The 15,614-nt window shown below is 74.3% G+C and carries 14 protein-coding genes; 9 read left to right on the plus strand and 5 right to left on the minus strand.

The window, feature by feature from the left end:
• Positions 1 to 237: 237 nt before the first annotated feature.
• Complete coding sequence (gene pspAA / locus MXD57_RS10815; protein WP_250401137.1) at positions 238 to 516, minus strand: PspA-associated protein PspAA; 279 nt, start codon at positions 514 to 516, stop codon at positions 238 to 240.
• Between the two features lie 34 nt (positions 517 to 550).
• Positions 551 to 1,342 (minus strand): PspA/IM30 family protein, encoded by a 792-nt coding sequence (locus MXD57_RS10820; RefSeq protein WP_199210260.1) that lies wholly within the window; start codon positions 1,340 to 1,342, stop codon positions 551 to 553.
• Between the two features lie 280 nt (positions 1,343 to 1,622).
• Between MXD57_RS10820 and MXD57_RS10825 the strand changes: the two genes are divergently transcribed.
• Complete coding sequence (locus MXD57_RS10825) at positions 1,623 to 2,249, plus strand: DUF3043 domain-containing protein (RefSeq protein WP_250401138.1); 627 nt, start codon at positions 1,623 to 1,625, stop codon at positions 2,247 to 2,249.
• Between the two features lie 107 nt (positions 2,250 to 2,356).
• Positions 2,357 to 3,070, plus strand: coding sequence for a methyltransferase domain-containing protein (locus MXD57_RS10830; protein ID WP_250401139.1), 714 nt, complete (start codon positions 2,357 to 2,359; stop codon positions 3,068 to 3,070).
• A 177-nt stretch (positions 3,071 to 3,247) separates the two neighbouring features.
• On the opposite strand, the gene MXD57_RS10835 is transcribed toward MXD57_RS10830, so the two are convergent.
• Positions 3,248 to 3,460 (minus strand): hypothetical protein, encoded by a 213-nt coding sequence (locus MXD57_RS10835; protein WP_143639167.1) that lies wholly within the window; start codon positions 3,458 to 3,460, stop codon positions 3,248 to 3,250.
• A gap of 80 nt (positions 3,461 to 3,540) precedes the next feature.
• Between MXD57_RS10835 and MXD57_RS10840 the strand changes: the two genes are divergently transcribed.
• Positions 3,541 to 4,743, plus strand: coding sequence for a bifunctional adenosylcobinamide kinase/adenosylcobinamide-phosphate guanylyltransferase (locus MXD57_RS10840; RefSeq protein WP_250401140.1), 1,203 nt, complete (start codon positions 3,541 to 3,543; stop codon positions 4,741 to 4,743).
• Between the two features lie 160 nt (positions 4,744 to 4,903).
• Here the strand turns inward: MXD57_RS10840 and MXD57_RS10845 are convergent, their stop codons facing one another.
• The gene (locus MXD57_RS10845; RefSeq protein ID WP_250401141.1) at positions 4,904 to 5,908 is read right to left on the minus strand and encodes a class I SAM-dependent methyltransferase; all 1,005 of its coding nucleotides are present in this window, start codon (positions 5,906 to 5,908) and stop codon (positions 4,904 to 4,906) included.
• Between the two features lie 133 nt (positions 5,909 to 6,041).
• Between MXD57_RS10845 and cobT the strand changes: the two genes are divergently transcribed.
• The 3 genes from cobT to MXD57_RS10860 are packed head-to-tail and all read left to right on the plus strand — an operon-like array spanning position 6,042 to position 9,937.
• Positions 6,042 to 7,148 (plus strand): nicotinate-nucleotide--dimethylbenzimidazole phosphoribosyltransferase, encoded by a 1,107-nt coding sequence (cobT, locus tag MXD57_RS10850; RefSeq protein ID WP_250401142.1) that lies wholly within the window; start codon positions 6,042 to 6,044, stop codon positions 7,146 to 7,148.
• A 55-nt stretch (positions 7,149 to 7,203) separates the two neighbouring features.
• On the plus strand, positions 7,204 to 9,210 hold the full coding sequence (locus tag MXD57_RS10855; RefSeq protein ID WP_250401143.1) for a phosphatidylglycerol lysyltransferase domain-containing protein: 2,007 nt from the start codon (positions 7,204 to 7,206) through the stop codon (positions 9,208 to 9,210).
• A 13-nt stretch (positions 9,211 to 9,223) separates the two neighbouring features.
• A complete protein-coding gene (locus MXD57_RS10860) occupies positions 9,224 to 9,937 on the plus strand; it encodes a hypothetical protein (RefSeq protein ID WP_250401144.1) in 714 nt (237 codons plus the stop codon).
• 101 nt (positions 9,938 to 10,038) lie between these two features.
• On the opposite strand, the gene MXD57_RS10865 is transcribed toward MXD57_RS10860, so the two are convergent.
• Entirely contained in the window at positions 10,039 to 10,803 is a 765-nt protein-coding gene (locus tag MXD57_RS10865; RefSeq protein ID WP_250401145.1) for a hypothetical protein, read from the minus strand.
• 91 nt (positions 10,804 to 10,894) lie between these two features.
• Here MXD57_RS10865 and MXD57_RS10870 point away from each other — a divergent pair, with 91 nt between their 5' ends.
• The 3 genes from MXD57_RS10870 (at position 10,895) to lpdA (ending at position 15,609) form a co-directional block, all read left to right on the plus strand.
• On the plus strand, positions 10,895 to 11,680 hold the full coding sequence (locus tag MXD57_RS10870) for an adenosylcobinamide-GDP ribazoletransferase (protein ID WP_250401146.1): 786 nt from the start codon (positions 10,895 to 10,897) through the stop codon (positions 11,678 to 11,680).
• Positions 11,681 to 12,411: 731 nt separating this feature from the next.
• Positions 12,412 to 13,938, plus strand: a complete 1,527-nt coding sequence (locus tag MXD57_RS10875) for a leucyl aminopeptidase (RefSeq protein WP_250401147.1) — start codon at positions 12,412 to 12,414, stop codon at positions 13,936 to 13,938.
• Positions 13,939 to 14,220: 282 nt separating this feature from the next.
• Positions 14,221 to 15,609, plus strand: a complete 1,389-nt coding sequence (gene lpdA, locus MXD57_RS10880; RefSeq protein ID WP_250401148.1) for a dihydrolipoyl dehydrogenase — start codon at positions 14,221 to 14,223, stop codon at positions 15,607 to 15,609.
• The last annotated feature ends 5 nt before the right edge of the window (positions 15,610 to 15,614 follow it).

The following is a 15,614-nucleotide window of genomic DNA, read 5'->3' on the forward strand; positions in this document are numbered from 1 at the left end:
CTGAACAGTACGGGGCCGGACGGGGGGCCGGAACACGCGAGGAGCGGCGCACCCGCCGCCGACCGTCGAGCGGTGTCCGTGGCCCGTACGACCGCCGGACGCCCCGCGTCGGCCGCGCGTGCCCGACGCCCGCGTCGGCGTTCTCGTCGGCGTTCGCGTCTGCTCGGGCCGACCGGTGCGGACCGGCCCCGGGACCGCCCGGTCCCGGGACTTCGCCGCTCCGGGCCGCCCCGGGGCTCAGCCCGGGATCAGGCCGTCGTCGCCGAGGAGTTCCCGGACCTCCTCCAGCGTCGCGTCCGGCGACGGGAGGATCAGGTCCGACGGATCCAGGGCGTCGTCGGGGAGCGGGGTGCCGAGGCGGCGGACGGCGTCCAGCAGGGTGGAGAGCGTGCGGCGGAAGCCCGCCCCGTCGCCGCCCTCCATCTCCACGAGGAGTTCGTCGTCCAGCTTGTTCAGCTCGGTGAAGTGGGCGTCGTCCAGCTTCACCTGGCCCTCCCCCATGATCCGTACGATCACGTCGGCCTCCTCGGCTCGGGACCCCTGCGCCGCCCTACTGCTTGTCGAAGCGCGGGGTGTCCTGCGGCTGCTGCTGGGACTGCGCCTGGCCCGTGCCGCCCTCGATGGCCTGCTGCGGGGAGCCCCCGGCCAGCTCGGCCTTCATGCGCTGCAGTTCCAGCTCCACATCCGTACCACCGGAGAGCCGGTCCAGCTCGGCCTGGATGTCGTCCTTGGCCATGCCGGAGGGGTCGTCGAGGGCGCCCGAGGCGAGCAGTTCGTCGATGGCGCCGGCCCGGGCCTGGAGCTGGGCGGTCTTGTCCTCGGCGCGCTGGATGGCGAGGCCGACGTCGCCCATCTCCTCGGAGATGCCGGAGAAGGCCTCCCCGATGCGGGTCTGGGCCTGGGCCGCGGTGTAGGTGGCCTTGATGGTCTCCTTCTTCGTCCGGAAGGCGTCCACCTTGGCCTGCAGCCGCTGGGCCGCGAGGGTGAGCTTCTCCTCCTCGCCCTGGAGGGTGGAGTGCTGTGTCTCGAGGTCGGTGACCTGCTGCTGGAGGGCGGCGCGGCGGGACAGCGCCTCGCGGGCCAGGTCCTCGCGGCCCAGCGCGAGCGCCTTGCGCCCCTGGTCCTCCAGCTTGGTGGACTGCTGCTGCAACTGGTTGAGCTGGAGTTCCAGACGCTTGCGGGAGGTCGCCACGTCGGCGACCCCGCGGCGCACCTTCTGCAGCAGCTCGAGCTGTTTCTGGTACGAGTAATCGAGGGTCTCGCGCGGGTCCTCGGCCCGGTCAAGGGCCTTGTTCGCCTTCGCGCGGAAGATCATCCCCATACGCTTCATGACACCGCTCATGGGCTTCGCGCGCCCCCTTCTGACGGACTCCAGCTCACCGATCCACCGACAGAACCCACAGTACGGGCCCTGACTCCATTACCGCACTGTTCGGGGAACGATGCGCTCATCCCCAAGGACGACTGCGGACGGCTCCACTCCGGCGTGAGGAGTAGGTGACACCCGGGTCGGGCCTGTTCGGGCCCTCCCGGTGACCTCCTGGTGAAGCGTCCGCGACATCCCCTCTGTCCCCCTACAGACGTCCGGTGTTGCCGGATCGTTCCCGGCCGGGCTGGGGTCCATGCCGGTGCAGCCCGTACCCTTGGGTTTTGTGTTCCGTAGCCGTGCCAAGGAAGAGAAGGCGTCCGCCGACAAGGCGGCCGTGAACTTCTCCAAGCAGCCCCGTGACCCGCAGGCCCCGAAGGGCAGGCCCACGCCCAAGCGCAGTGAGGCCCAGTCCCAGCGCCGCAGCGTCGCCAACACGCCGACGACCCGCAAGGACGCCGCCAAGCGCCAGCGCGAGGAGCGCCGTCAGGCGCTGGACCGGCAGCGGCAGGCCCTGGCCGGCGGCGACGAGCGCTACCTGCCGACCCGCGACAAGGGCCCGGTCCGCAGGTTCGCGCGCGACTGGGTGGACTCGCGGTTCAACATGGCGGAGTTCTTCCTGCCCTTCGCCGTGGTGATCCTGGTGCTGAGCGTGGTGCGGGTGCCCTCGATCCAGGCGCTGGCGCTGTGGCTGTGGGCCGTGGTGATCGTGCTGATCGTGGTGGACGCGGTGATCAGCGGCTTCCGGCTGAAGAAGCGGCTCGCCGAGCGCTTCCCCGACCAGAACCGGCGGGGCGCGGTCGCGTACGGACTGATGCGCTCACTGCAGATGCGCCGGCTCCGGCTGCCGAAGCCGCAGGTCAAGCGCGGAGAGCGGCCCTGAGCGCAGAGGCTGTCACCGGGGGTGCGGCCCAGGCCTGGCTGGACAGGCCGGGCGGGCTGCGTGACGTCGTACGACAGGAGCTGGTCGCCCGGCAGCTCGACGAGCAGATGGCCGGGCGGTTCCCGCTCGGGCGGCGGCTGCGGGTGCTCGACGTGGGGATGGGCCGGGGCTCACAGGCGCTGCGGCTGGCCCGGCTCGGTCACCAGGTGACCGGTGTCGAGCAGGACGCGACGGTGATCGCGGCCGCGCGCCGGGCCCTGGCGGACGAGCCCGAGGGCATCCGCGAGCGGGTCCGCCTGGTGCAGGGCGAGGGCCGGGACACCGGGGTGCACTTCCTGCCGGGCAGCTTCGACGTCGTACTGTGCCACGGCGTACTGATGTACGTGGCGGAGCCCGACCCGCTGGTGGCCGGACTGGCCCGGATGCTCGCGCCGGGCGGGCTGCTGTCCCTGCTCGTGCGCAACGGCGACGCCCTCGCCATGCGCCCGGGCCTGACCGGCGACTGGCCGGGGGCGCTGGCCGCCTTCGGTACCACCGCCTGCCTTCCCCGCTCCCGGACGGAGTCGAACGCGGGGAACCCCCTCCGCCTCGGCCTCGGTGCGCGGGCAGACCGGCTGTCGGCCCTCACCGCGACCCTGGCCGGCATCGCCGCCCCGCTGCACGCCTGGTACGGCGTACGGGTCTTCACCGACACGGCGGTGGACGACGGGGAGATCCCGGACGACCTGCAGACCCTGCTGGCGGCCGAGGAACGGGCCGGCCGCACGGACCCCTACCGCTCGGTCGCGGCACTGCTGCATCTGTGCGGGGTGCGCGGCTAGTGCTGTGACCGCAAGGGTTTGCCGGAAGGCTCGCGGCGTCCGGTGCGGTGCCTCGCGGGGCGGAGGATCCGCCTGACCTTCCGGCGCGACGGCTCGGCGAGGACCGTGGAGGTGACGCCGGGCGAGCAGTGAGCAGTGAGGAGGGTGGTGACAGGCCCCCCTCACCCACCGGCCGGTCTACGACGCCTCGGCGTGCAGGCTCATCGGGCCGTAGATCTCGCTGGTCTCCTCGAACAGGCGCACCTGGTCCGCGCCGCCCTCCTGGAGCGCCTTCCAGTGCTCACCGATCCAGGACTCGGCGTCCCCCTGGGTGGTGAACTCCTCCGGCTGCACCGCGGGCTGGACCTCCGTCCCGTCGGCCTTCTCGAACCGCCACGTCCATGCCGTCATATGGGCCTCCTCTGATCCAACTCTGCCCCGGAAGACTAGCCGGAAGCGCAAGACCTGCCTGGACGGGTGAAAATCGGTCCGTGGAAGTCACTCTGCTCGGCACCGGTGCCCCCGCGGGACTGCCCCGCCCCGACTGTCCCTGCGCCGTCTGCGCGACCGCGCTGGGGCCGGAGGCGCGGGCGGCCACCGCGCTGCTCGTGGACGGGGCCCTGCTGCTCGATCTGACGCCCGGCGCGGCGTTCGCGGCCGCGCGGTCGGGGCGTTCGCTGGGCGGAGTGCGGCAGGTGCTGCTGTCGCATCCGCACGACGGGCCGGCGGTGGAGGTTCCGGCCGGGGTGCCGCAGCCCGGCCGGGTGCCGGACGGCCGGGAGTTGGCACTGCTGACGGGGCATCGGGTGCGGGCGGTGGCGATGGACGCCGGCGGCACCGGGTACGCGGTGACCGGTCCGGACGGGCAGCGGCTGCTGTACCTGCCGCCGGGCGGGGCGCCGGCCGGCCTGGAGGAGGCGACGGCGGAGTCGTACCGGATGGTGCTCGCCGACGTCGTGGGACGCCCGGACGCGCTGGCCCGGCTGCGGGCGGTGGGTTGCGTGGACCCGACGACGGACGTGGTCGCCGTGCACCTCGACCACGACGCACCGGGGGGCGCGGAGCTGCGGCGGCGGCTGGCGGCGGCCGGGGCGCGGGCGGTACCGGACGGTACGACGCTGAGGGTCGGCTCGTACGAGGACGTGCCGGACGTGCCGCGCCGGACCCTGGTCCTCGGCGGGGCGCGCTCGGGCAAGTCGGTGGAGGCCGAACGCCGGCTGGAGGCCTTCCCGGACGTGCTGTACGTGGCCACGGGCGGGACCCGCGGCGGGGACACCGAGTGGGCGGCGCGGGTGGCCGCGCACCGGGAGCGGCGGCCGGGGTCGTGGCGCACGGCGGAGACGACGGACCTGGTGCCGCTGCTGGCCGAGGACGGGCCGCCGGTGCTGGTCGACTGTCTGTCGCTGTGGCTGACGGACGTCATGGACTCCGTCGGGGCGTGGGACGACGCGGAGTGGGCGGGCGGCGGGGAGAAGGCGCTGCGCGCGCGGGTGCGGGAGTTGACGGCGGCGGTGCGGGGTGCCCGGCGGACCGTGGTCGCGGTGTCCAACGAGGTGGGGTCGGGGATCGTGCCCGCGACCGCCTCCGGACGGCGGTACCGGGACGAGCTGGGGCGGTTGAACGCGGCGTTCGCGGCCGAGTGCGAGCAGGTGCTGCTGGTCGTGGCGGGGCAGGCGGTGGTGCTCCGCGGTTGAGGGCGTCCGGGGCGGTACGGGGTGCGGTACGGGCGGGCCGGGGCCGACCGCGGGCGCCCGGACTCCGGGGCGGATCGGTTCCCGGGCGCGGGCACCCGGCGGCCGGCGGTGCGGTCGCCCGCGGTTGTCCGGCCCGATGTCCCGGTGCGGGCGCGCCCGTTCAGGGCGGCGGCCGGCCGGCGTCGTCCTCGTTCTTGCGGGCCACGACGCGGTAGGCGTTGGAGAAGGGGGTGTGGCGGATCAGGGGGGCGAGGGTGTGGTCCAGGGCCCAGGCCAGGTCGGTCAGCGGGGCCGCCGCGGCCCGCAGGAGGGGGTGGGTGTGGGACACGGCCAGGGCGAGGGCGGCCGACAGGTCGTAGGGGGCGTGCGGGGCGCTGCGGTCGGTGACGAGGATCGTGCAGCCCTGCCGTTCCAGCTCCGCGCGGAGATTGGCCAGGGGCAGCAGGTGCAGGTGGCGGGGCTGGCCGTAGGACCACCACCACCTGCCGAGGAGCGCGGCGAACGCGCTGCGCGGGTCGGGGACCTCGACGACGAGGTGGCCGCCGGGGCGCAGGACCGTGAGGGCGGCGCGGAGTTCGGCACGGGGCTCCGGGGCGTGCTGCAGGTGGTGGAACATGCTGACCACGTCGTAGCGGGCGCGCAGGCGGGCGGCCGTGCCGGGGGTGCTCAGGTAGCCGCGGTGGGCCTCCTCGACGCGGCCGTCCAGCAGGGCCTGCTCGACGCGGGCCGTGGGGTCCAGGCCGTCGAAGCTGGTGTACGGGAAGAACTCCTTCGCCGCCTCGGGGAAGCCGGCGTACCCCGTGCCCACGTCCAGCCAGCTCTCCGGTTCGGGCAGCGCCGACAGGGCGTGGGCGGCGGCGCGCCGGCGGCGGCGGACCGTGCGGGCGGAGCGGAGGCGCTCGGCGAACTCCTCCAGCCGCCTCTCGTAGAAGTCCCGGTGGTAGAAGGCGAATCCCTCGGCGGTGAGCCGGGGGTTCTGGAAGACGTGCGCGCACTCGCCGCACACGTCGAGGGCGTGGGTGCCCGGCCGCTGCCGCAGCGGGTCGGGGGCGCGCAGCCGGGTCCGCAGGCACCCGGAACCGCACCAGGGGCAGTCCGCGCGGCGCGGTTCCAGGAAGGGGTCGTGGGGCTCGGTGATCTGCGTGGTGGCGAGCGAGGGCTGCATGGACGGCTCCCAGTGCGACATTCCGCGTCAAAACGGAACGTATGGGATACCCATCCCGGGCGCAAAGACGTCGTCGGCGCGGGGTGGCGACGTGGCGCCGGAACGCTCGTGCGCTGCCGGTACTGTTCGGCGAATGAGCAGCCTTGAACTGGACGACTTCACCGATCTGATCGAGCGGCCGGACGGGGGCGTCCGCCGTGACGCCGAGGCCCGGCGCGAGCTCCGGATCGTGCCGCCCGGGTCGCTCGGGCGGCTGGACGAGCTGGGCGAGTGGCTGTCCGCCGCGCAGGGCGCCGTGCCGGTGAGGCCGGTCGAACGGCCGCGCGTGGTGCTCTTCGCCGGCGATCACGGCGTCGCGGAACTCGGCGTCTCCGCGCGGCCGGCGGGCGGCGCCGAGCGGCTGGTGCGGGCGGTGCTCGAGGGCGGCAGCCCGGTGGCGGTGCTCGCCCGCCGGCTGGACGTCCCCGTACGGGTGGTGGACATGGCTCTGGACTGCCCGCCGGAGGCCTTCCCGCAGGACGTCGTGCGGCACCGGGTGCGGCGCGGCAGCGGACGTATCGACATCGAGGACGCGCTCACCGCGGACGAGGCCGAGGCGGCGTTCCGGGCCGGCGTGGCGGTCGCCGACGAGGAGGCCGACTCGGGGACGGACCTGGTGGTGCTCGGCGACGTGAGCGTGGGCGGGACCACGGCCGCGGCGGTACTGATCGCGGCACTGTGCGGGACCGACGCCTCCGTGGTGACCGGGCGGGGCGGGCTGCCGATCGACGACCTGGTGTGGATGCGCAAGTGCGCGGCGATCCGGGACGCGCTGCGGCGGGCACGGCCGGTCCTCGGGGACCAGTTGCAGCTCCTCGCGGCCGTGGGCGGAGCCGACCTGGCCGCGATGACCGGGTTCCTGCTCCAGTGCGCCGTGCGCAAGCTGCCGGTGATCCTGGACGGCGTGGTGTCCGCCGCGTGCGCGCTGGTCGCCCAGCGGGTGGCGTTCCGGGCGCCGGACTGGTGGCTGGCCGGGCACGACAGCGGGGAGCCGGGGCAGGCCAAGGCGCTGGACCGGATGGCACTGGAGCCACTGCTGGAGCAGGGTGTGAAGGTCGGCGAGGGCGTGGGGGCGCTGCTGTCACTGCCGCTCGTCCGCGCGGCCGCCGCGCTGGCCGCGGAACTGCCCGAGAAGCCGGAACCGGGGACGGACCAGAAGGCCGGGCCGGAGAGGGACCGGGAGCCGGGGCCGAAGGAGTAGCCGGTCGCGATCGGCTGCACGGTTCACGGCAAGGGCACACATATGATCCCCTTTCATGGGAGATGCCCGAAATGACGTGGACCAGCAGGCCGGACCGGAGCGGCGGTCCGGCGGTGCCTCCCGTCGGGCCGCCGCGTTCGCCGTCTGGTATCTGCGGGCCGTCGCCTTCGTCAACTTCCTGAGCGCGGTGTGGGTTTCGCTGGGGCAGGACGTGCGCCGGCACAACCAGGAGAACCTCTTCACGCCGTATCTGCTCACCGCCGGCTTCGCCTCGGGTGTGTTCACCACCTTCCTGGCGATCACCATGCGGCGCCGCAAGCGGGCCGCATGGATCCTGAACCTGGTGCTGAGCGGGTCGTTCCTCGCCCTGTTCGCCTTCGCCATGGCGTTCCCGGAGATCCGCCAGTACGCGCAGAACTGGATCTCCCTGGCGCTCACGGCCCTCTTCACCGGGGCGCTGCTGGCCGGCCGGCGGGAGTTCTACGCCAAGGGCGACCGCTCGAACCCGCGGCTGGCCGCGACCGTGGCGGTGGGCGGCGGCCTGCTGGCCTCGCTGCTGGCCGGGGTGCTGGTCACGGTCACCAACCAGGCTCCCGACGCGGCCCGTTCGACGTTCCCGGGGCGCTGGCTCTACGGCACGCTGCGGCTGGTCTCGGTGGCCGCCGACGAGAGCCGCTTCCCCGGGATCGCCCCGCCCAACTGGGCCAACGTGGCCGTCAACGTGCTCAGCACGGCGCTCGTCCTCGCCGTGTTCTACGCCGCCTTCCGCTCCCGGCGCGCCGTGGACCCGCTCACCGGGGACGACGAGAAGCGGCTGCGGGCCCTGCTGGAGCGGCACGGGGAGCGCGACTCGCTCGGCTACTTCGCGCTGCGCCGGGAGAAGAGCGTGGTGTGGTCGCCCACCGGCAAGGCGGCCGTGGCCTATCGCGTCGTCGGCGGGGTCAGCCTCGCCTCCGGCGATCCGCTCGGCGACCCGGAGGCCTGGCCCGGGGCCATCGCGCCGTGGCTGACCGAGGCGCGGGCGCACGGCTGGATCCCGGCCGTGATGGGAGCGAGCGAGGAGGCGGGGACGGTCTACGCCCGGCACGGCCTGGACGCGCTGGAACTCGGCGACGAGGCGATCGTGGAGGTCGCCGAGTTCACCCTCGAGGGGCGGGCGATGCGGACCGTCCGGCAGGCGCACAACCGGGTGCGGCGGGCCGGGTACCGGGTACGGATCCGGCGGCACGAGGACATCCCGGCGGCGGAGATGGCCTACCTGGTGGAGCGCGCCGACGACTGGCGGGACGGGGCCACCGAGCGCGGCTTCAGCATGGCACTGGGACGGCTGGCGGACCCCGCGGACGGCCGGTGCGTGATGCTGGAGTGCACGGACGCCGAGGGCGGGCTGCGGGCGCTGCTCTCCTTCGTGCCCTGGGGGCCGCACGGGCTGTCCCTGGACCTGATGCGGCGGGACCGGGACTCCGAGAACGGGCTGATGGAGTTCATGGTCATCGAGCTGCTGCGGCGGTCCCGGGAGATCGGGATCACACAGGTCTCGCTGAACTTCGCGATGTTCCGCTCGGTCTTCGAACGTGGCGCGCGCCTCGGTGCCGGTCCGGTGCTGAGGCTGTGGCGGTCGCTGCTCAGCTTCTTCTCCCGCTGGTGGCAGATCGAGTCGCTGTACCGCGCCAACGCCAAGTACCGGCCCATCTGGGAACCGCGGTTCCTGCTCTTCGAGAAGAGCGCGGACCTGCTGCGCATCGGCCTCGCGTCGGCGCGGGCGGAGGGGTTCCTGGGGGGCCTGTCGCCGGATTCCGGCCGTCCGCCCGCGGGGCGGGCAGCGCGGCGTCCGGTGCGTGCCCTCGCCCGGCGCCGCAGCGCCCCCGTGGCGGGCGGAGCCAACCGGGCGGTCCGGCGACGCGGCACGGCGGTCCACCCGCACGAGCGGGGCCGAGCGTGGAGCGGTGCGTGCCGGACGCCGCTCGGCGGACGGGAGCCCGGCGACGGGCCCCGTGCCGCCGGGACCGCCGAAGTGGCCGCACCGCCGGCCCCCGAGGACGCACGGATGAGGAACGCCTGATGAGGAACGCCTGATGGAGAGGCTCGCCCGCTGGGCTCGCGCCGAGTGGGGGCCGCTGTACGTCGCCGTGCGCGACCGGCTGCGCGAACGGCGGCTGCGGGCGGCGCCGATGAGCGTGGGGGCGGTGTGCCTGACCGCGCTGCTGCAGTACGCGCAGAACCAGCCGTGGGGCTACGCGTTCGTGCAGGACGTGGGCGCGGTGCGGGCGCAGGACCCGTTGTGGCAGGCGCTGTCCCGCACGCCGCTGTCGCTGTTCGTGCCGGCGCTCGACCTGCCCGTGTGGGGGGCGCTCGCGCAGATCCTGTTCGTGTTCGGGGTCGCCGAGATCTGTCTGGGCCGGCGGCGCACGCTGGCGGTCGCGTACGTCGCCACGCTTGCCGGGACCCTGTACGCGCGGGTCGGCATCGCCCTCGGCCCGCACGCCCCGTTCGGTCTGCCCGCCTCGGACGCGGGGGTGGTGGACACCGGCCCGTCGGCGGCCGTGGTCGGCCTCGCCGTGTACGTGGCCTGGCGCTACGGAGCCCATGCCACGGTGGGCGCGGTGACCGCGGCGATGGTGGTGGAGGTGCTGCTCAAGGAGAACCTGGCCGGCAAGGAGCACCTGGCCGCCCTGATGGGCGTCGGTGTCCTCTGCCTGGCCGCGGCCCTGCGCCACCGCCACACCCACCGCCCCGTCCCCGCCGCACCCCCCGAGCCCGCCACCGCCCCACCCCCGGTCCGCCCCTGAGACCCCGCCCCGGGCACCGGGGCACGGACGCGCCCGGGCGGCCCGGCGGAGGAACACGGCCGCCGGGCGGCGCCGAGGCGGTGCCGCCCGGCGCCGAGCGCTCATGGGGGGCCCGGCAGACGGGTCGGGCGGGAGTCGGGTTTGCCGCCGATCCAGTCCTGGACGGCGCGGCGGGGGCCGGACCAGCGGCGGTCGTGGCGGTAGGCGCGCAGGGCGGCCCGGGCGCGGGCGCGGGGACGGCCGCCGTAGAAGCGGCGGGCCCACAGGGAGCCGGGGCGGGCCAGCCGGACCGCGCCGACGAGCGCGACCAGCGGCACGACGGCGCCGAAGACCGCGGTGCGGGCCTTGCCCTTGCTCAGGGCGACCAGCGCGAAGAGGAAGTTCATCGCGATGGTGGCGACGGCACTGCCCCGGTCGTGCAGTTCCTGCTGCGAGAGGTCGTTGACGCCGAACGGCACGAAGCCGGCGAGCAGCAGGCCCACCAGGGCCGCGGTGAGGACGACGGCCTCGACGCTCTTGCGGCCCTCCGCGGTCCAGTAGACGTCGTCGAGGTGCAGGATCAGCGCGAACTCGTCCAGCACCAGGCCCGCGCCCATCCCGAAGACCACGGCCGACAGGGCGGCGCCGGCGCCGGTGCGGTCGCTGGCCACCGCGCCGAACCCGCCGACGACGGTGAGCACCACTCCGGGGACCACGTGGTGGATGTGCAGTCCGCCCGCCTTGACGTTCCCGAACGGCCCCTTGCCGGCCCGGATCAGCCGGGTGATGACCCGGGTCACGGCGAAGGTCACCACGAAGGCGGCGAGGGCGAGCAGCAGCGGGAACTTGCCCGGCTCCAGAATGTTCCGCTCCCACCAGTGCCCCATGTGCGCACATTACCCTCAATCGTCCCGTCCCTCCGTGCCGTTCGCCCGATCGCCCGCGGGGCGCCGGACCGCGGCCCGGTACCCTGCGCCGGTGTCCAGGACCCCCGCTCTCCACGGCCTCCGCTTCGCCTTCGGCACGCTCACCGTGCTGCCCGTCCGGGTGCACCGCTGGGACCGGGAGGCCGCCCGCGCCGGCATGCTCGGCGCCCCCGTGGCCGGACTGGCCGTCGGCGCCTGCGCGGCCGGACTGGGGCTGGGTCTGCTCCTGCTGGGCGCGGGGCCGCTGCTCGCCGCCGTGGCCACGGTGGCCGTACCGGCCGTGCTGACCCGAGGACTGCACCTCGACGGGCTCGCGGACACCGCCGACGGACTGGGCAGCGGCAAGCCGGCCGAGGACGCGCTGCGGATCATGAAGCGGTCGGACATCGGGCCGTTCGGCGTCATCACCCTCCTGCTCGTCCTGCTGGCCCAGGTCGCCGCGCTGGCGCAGCTCTGGGGCGACTCCTGGACCCGGGGCGCCACCGCCGCGCTGACCTCGGCGGTCGCGGCCAGGCTGGCGCTGACCCTGGCGGCGCGTACCGGGGTGCCCGCCGCCCGGCCCGAGGGGCTGGGCGCGGCGGTGGCCGGGGTGGTGCCGGTGCCCGGCGCGCTGGCCGTGGCGGCCGCCGTCACGGTCGTCTCGGCCGCCTGGGGCGCGACCCTCGGACCGTACGGGGCCCTGCGCGCCGCGGCCGCGGTGGCGCTCGCCCCGGCCGCCGCCGAACTCCTGCTGCGCCACTGCGTCCGCCGCTTCGGCGGCGTCACCGGCGACGTCTTCGGCGCCCTCGCGGAGACGGCCGCGACGAGCGCCCTCGTGGTGCTGTCCTTCGGCGGCTGAGGGCTGTCCCGTCGTCCCCGGCGGGTCGGCGCACGGCGTCGGATGCGGCGCGCCGCGAAGCGGAGGATCGCCCTCAGGCCATGCGCACTCGGGTGATACCGGGCGCCTTCGGGCGAACCGGCTACGCGGCGAGGTGCCGTAGCCGTCGTCGTGCGCCCGCCGGGGATCGCGGGACGGCCTGTGGTGCCGCGCCGGTCGTGGTCGTCCCGTCTCGGCGGGGCGAACCTCGGCCGACGTGGCACCCGGCCCCGGCACCAGGTCCCGGCATCCGCGCGCCTACCGGAACGGACGGGAGCCACGCCCCGGCACGCGCCGCCGGCCGGGGGTCGGTTCCCGCTGCCGTGCCGGTACGGGCGGCCACGACGCCCCTCTTCCCGGTGAACACGGGGGACGGTGCCTCCCCCCGGCCCGCGCTCCCTCGCCTCCCGGCCCGCAGGGGCGCCTCGGCCGCCGAGATGGCCGACCGGGCCGGGAACCACGGACCTGTCGCGGGGATAGGGATTACCCGAAAGCGCGGCCGAGGGATTACCCCAGGGCATGGCCCGGGGACCACCCGCAGGGCTGAGGGAACGGGCGCACGCGCGTAGTCTCGTCCCGGGTGTTCGCCGACAGGGTGAAGGCCCCGGTTGCCACCTGCCTCCAGGACTGGGCCTAGGGTCGGCTGTCGGGCCCGGTCGACCCACCCCTCTTCGGCCACAGCAACTTCACATCGGAAGCGAGATCTCACCACCGTGACTGCTCTGACTCTCAGCACCGCCGCGGCGCCCGGCCTGCGGGCCGACGCGATCGTGATCGGTGTCGCCAAGGGTGCCAAGGGGCCCGTCGTCGCGCCGGGCGCCGAGGCCGTGGACAAGGCTTACGACGGCAGGCTGGCCGGCGTCCTGGAGACCCTGGGTGCCTCCGGTGCCGAGGGTGAGCTGACGAAGCTGCCCGCCCCGGCCGGCTTCAAGGCGCCGCTCGTGGTGGCGGTGGGCCTGGGCGCGGAGCCCGACAAGGACGCCGGGTACGACGCCGAGGCCCTGCGCAGGGCCGCCGGCGTGGCCGCCCGGGCCCTGACCGGGGCCCGCAAGGCCGCGTTCGCGCTGCCCGCCGACGGCCCCGGCGCCATCGGCGCGATCGGTGAGGGCGTGCTGCTCGGCGCGTACGCCTTCGACTCCTACAAGGAGAGCGCCAAGGACGCCCGGGCCAAGAACGGCAAGACCCCGCTGGCCGAGGCCGTGCTGCTCGGCGGCAAGCCGCGCGACGCCGCCCACAAGGGTGCCGTGGCCCGTGCCGTCGCGGTGTCCGAGGAACTGAACCGCGCCCGCGACCTGATCAACATGCCGCCGAACGACCTCACCCCGCAGGCGTTCGCCGGCATCGCGCAGAGCGCGGCCAAGGAGCACGGCCTCAAGATCCAGGTGCTCGACGAGAAGGCCCTCGTCAAGGGCGGCTACGGCGGCATCATGGGCGTCGGCGGCGGCTCGGCGGCGACCCCGCGACTGGTCAAGCTGTCCTACGCGCACCCGAAGGCGGACAAGCACCTCGCCCTCGTCGGCAAGGGCATCACCTACGACTCGGGCGGCATCTCGCTGAAGCCGGCCGGCCACAACGAGACGATGAAGTGCGACATGAGCGGCGCCGCCGCCGTGTTCGCCGCGGTCGTCGCCGCCGCACGGCTGGGCCTGCGGGTCAACGTCACCGGCTGGCTGGCCCTGGCCGAGAACATGCCCTCGGGCTCCGCCGTCCGCCCCGGCGACGTGCTGCGCATGTACAGCGGCAAGACGGTCGAGGTGCTCAACACCGACGCCGAGGGCCGGCTGGTGCTCGGCGACGCGCTGTGGGCGGCCTCGCAGGAGGCGCCGGACGCGATCGTGGACGTCGCCACGCTGACCGGTGCCATGGTGCTGGCGCTGGGCAGCCGCACGTTCGGCATCATGGCCAACGACGACGCGTTCCGCACCGCGCTGCACGAGGCGGCCGAGGAGGTCGGCGAGCCCGCCTGGCAGATGCCGCTGCCCGAGCACCTGCGCAAGGGCATGGACTCGCCCGTCGCCGACATCGCCAACATGGGTGAGCGCATGGGCGGCGGCCTGGTCGCCGGCCTCTTCCTGCGCGAGTTCGTGGGCGAGGGGATCACCTGGGCGCACCTCGACATCGCGGGTCCCGCGTTCAACGAGGGCGGCCCGTTCGGCTACACCCCCAAGGGCGGCACCGGTTCCGCGGTCCGCACCCTGGTGCGGCTCGCCGAGCTGACCGCGGCGGGTGACCTGGGCTGATGAAAGCCCGGTAGCCCGGGCCGCACCCTCGGGGTGCGGCCGCCGGAGCGCGGGGACCGTTCGCCCGGTCCCCGCGCCGCGCCCCCGCGTGCCCGCGTTTGCGTGGGTACGTGGGGTGTCTCACACTCGGGCCCCGCGTCTCGTCCGCCTCGAACAAGTGCAAAGATGGAGCCCGGCAGGACAGGGCCCCCACCGAAGGGCCGAAGCATCAAGCGGCCGGACACCAGCCGCCCGCCGGTCATCGGAGATCGGCGCAAGGCGCACATGCATGGAGGACGTGACGTGGCGAACGACGCCAGCACCGTTTTCGACCTAGTGATCCTCGGCGGTGGTAGCGGTGGTTACGCCGCGGCCCTGCGCGGGGCGCAGCTGGGCCTGGACGTCGCCCTGATCGAGAAGGACAAGGTCGGCGGCACCTGCCTGCACCGGGGTTGCATCCCCACCAAGGCTCTGCTGCACGCCGGCGAGGTCGCCGACCAGGCCCGCGAGAGCGCGCAGTTCGGCGTCAAGGCCACCTTCGAGGGCATCGACATCGCCGGGGTCCACAAGTACAAGGACGGTGTCATCTCCGGCCTGTACAAGGGCCTGCAGGGGCTCGTCGCCTCCCGCAAGGTGACGTACATCGAGGGCGAGGGCCGGCTGTCCTCCCCCACCTCCGTCGACGTGGACGGCCGGCGCGTCCAGGGCCGCCACGTCCTGCTGGCGACCGGCTCCGTGCCGAAGTCGCTGCCGGGCCTGGAGATCGACGGCGACCGGATCATCTCCTCCGACCACGCCCTCGTCCTGGACCGCGTGCCGAAGTCCGCGATCATCCTGGGCGGCGGTGTCATCGGCGTCGAGTTCGCCTCGGCGTGGAAGTCCTTCGGCGCCGACGTCACGGTCGTCGAGGGCCTGAAGCACCTCGTCCCGGTCGAGGACGAGAACAGCTCCAAGCTGCTCGAGCGCGCGTTCCGCAAGCGCGGCATCAAGTTCAACCTGGGCACCTTCTTCCAGAAGGCCGAGTACACCCAGGACGGTGTGAAGGTCACCCTCGCCGACGGCAAGGAGTTCGAGGCCGAGGTCCTGCTGGTCGCCGTCGGCCGCGGCCCGGTCTCCCAGGGCCTGGGCTACGAGGAGCAGGGCGTCGCCATGGACCGCGGCTACGTCCTGGTCGACGAGTACATGCGTACCAACGTTCCGACCATCTCCGCCGTCGGTGACCTGGTCCCGACGCTCCAGCTCGCGCACGTCGGCTTCGCCGAGGGCATCCTGGTGGCGGAGCGTCTGGCCGGTCTGAAGACCGTCCCGATCGACTACGACGGTGTCCCGCGGGTGACGTACTGCCACCCGGAGGTCGCCTCCGTCGGTATCACCGAGGCCAAGGCCAAGGAGATCTACGGCGCGGACAAGGTCGTCGCTCTGAAGTACAACCTGGCGGGCAACGGAAAGAGCAAGATCCTCAACACCGCGGGCGAGATCAAGCTCGTCCAGGTGAAGGACGGTGCCGTCGTCGGCGTCCACATGGTCGGCGACCGCATGGGTGAGCAGGTCGGCGAGGCCCAGCTGATCTACAACTGGGAGGCGCTGCCGGCCGAGGTCGCCCAGCTCATCCACGCCCACCCCACGCAGAACGAGGCCCTCGGCGAGGCGCACCTGGCGCTGGCCGGCAAGCCGCTGCACTCCCACGACTGAGCCTT

Source organism: Streptomyces cellostaticus (assembly GCF_023630175.1).
In the GTDB taxonomy this organism is placed as follows: Bacteria; Actinomycetota; Actinomycetes; order Streptomycetales; family Streptomycetaceae; genus Streptomyces; species Streptomyces cellostaticus_A.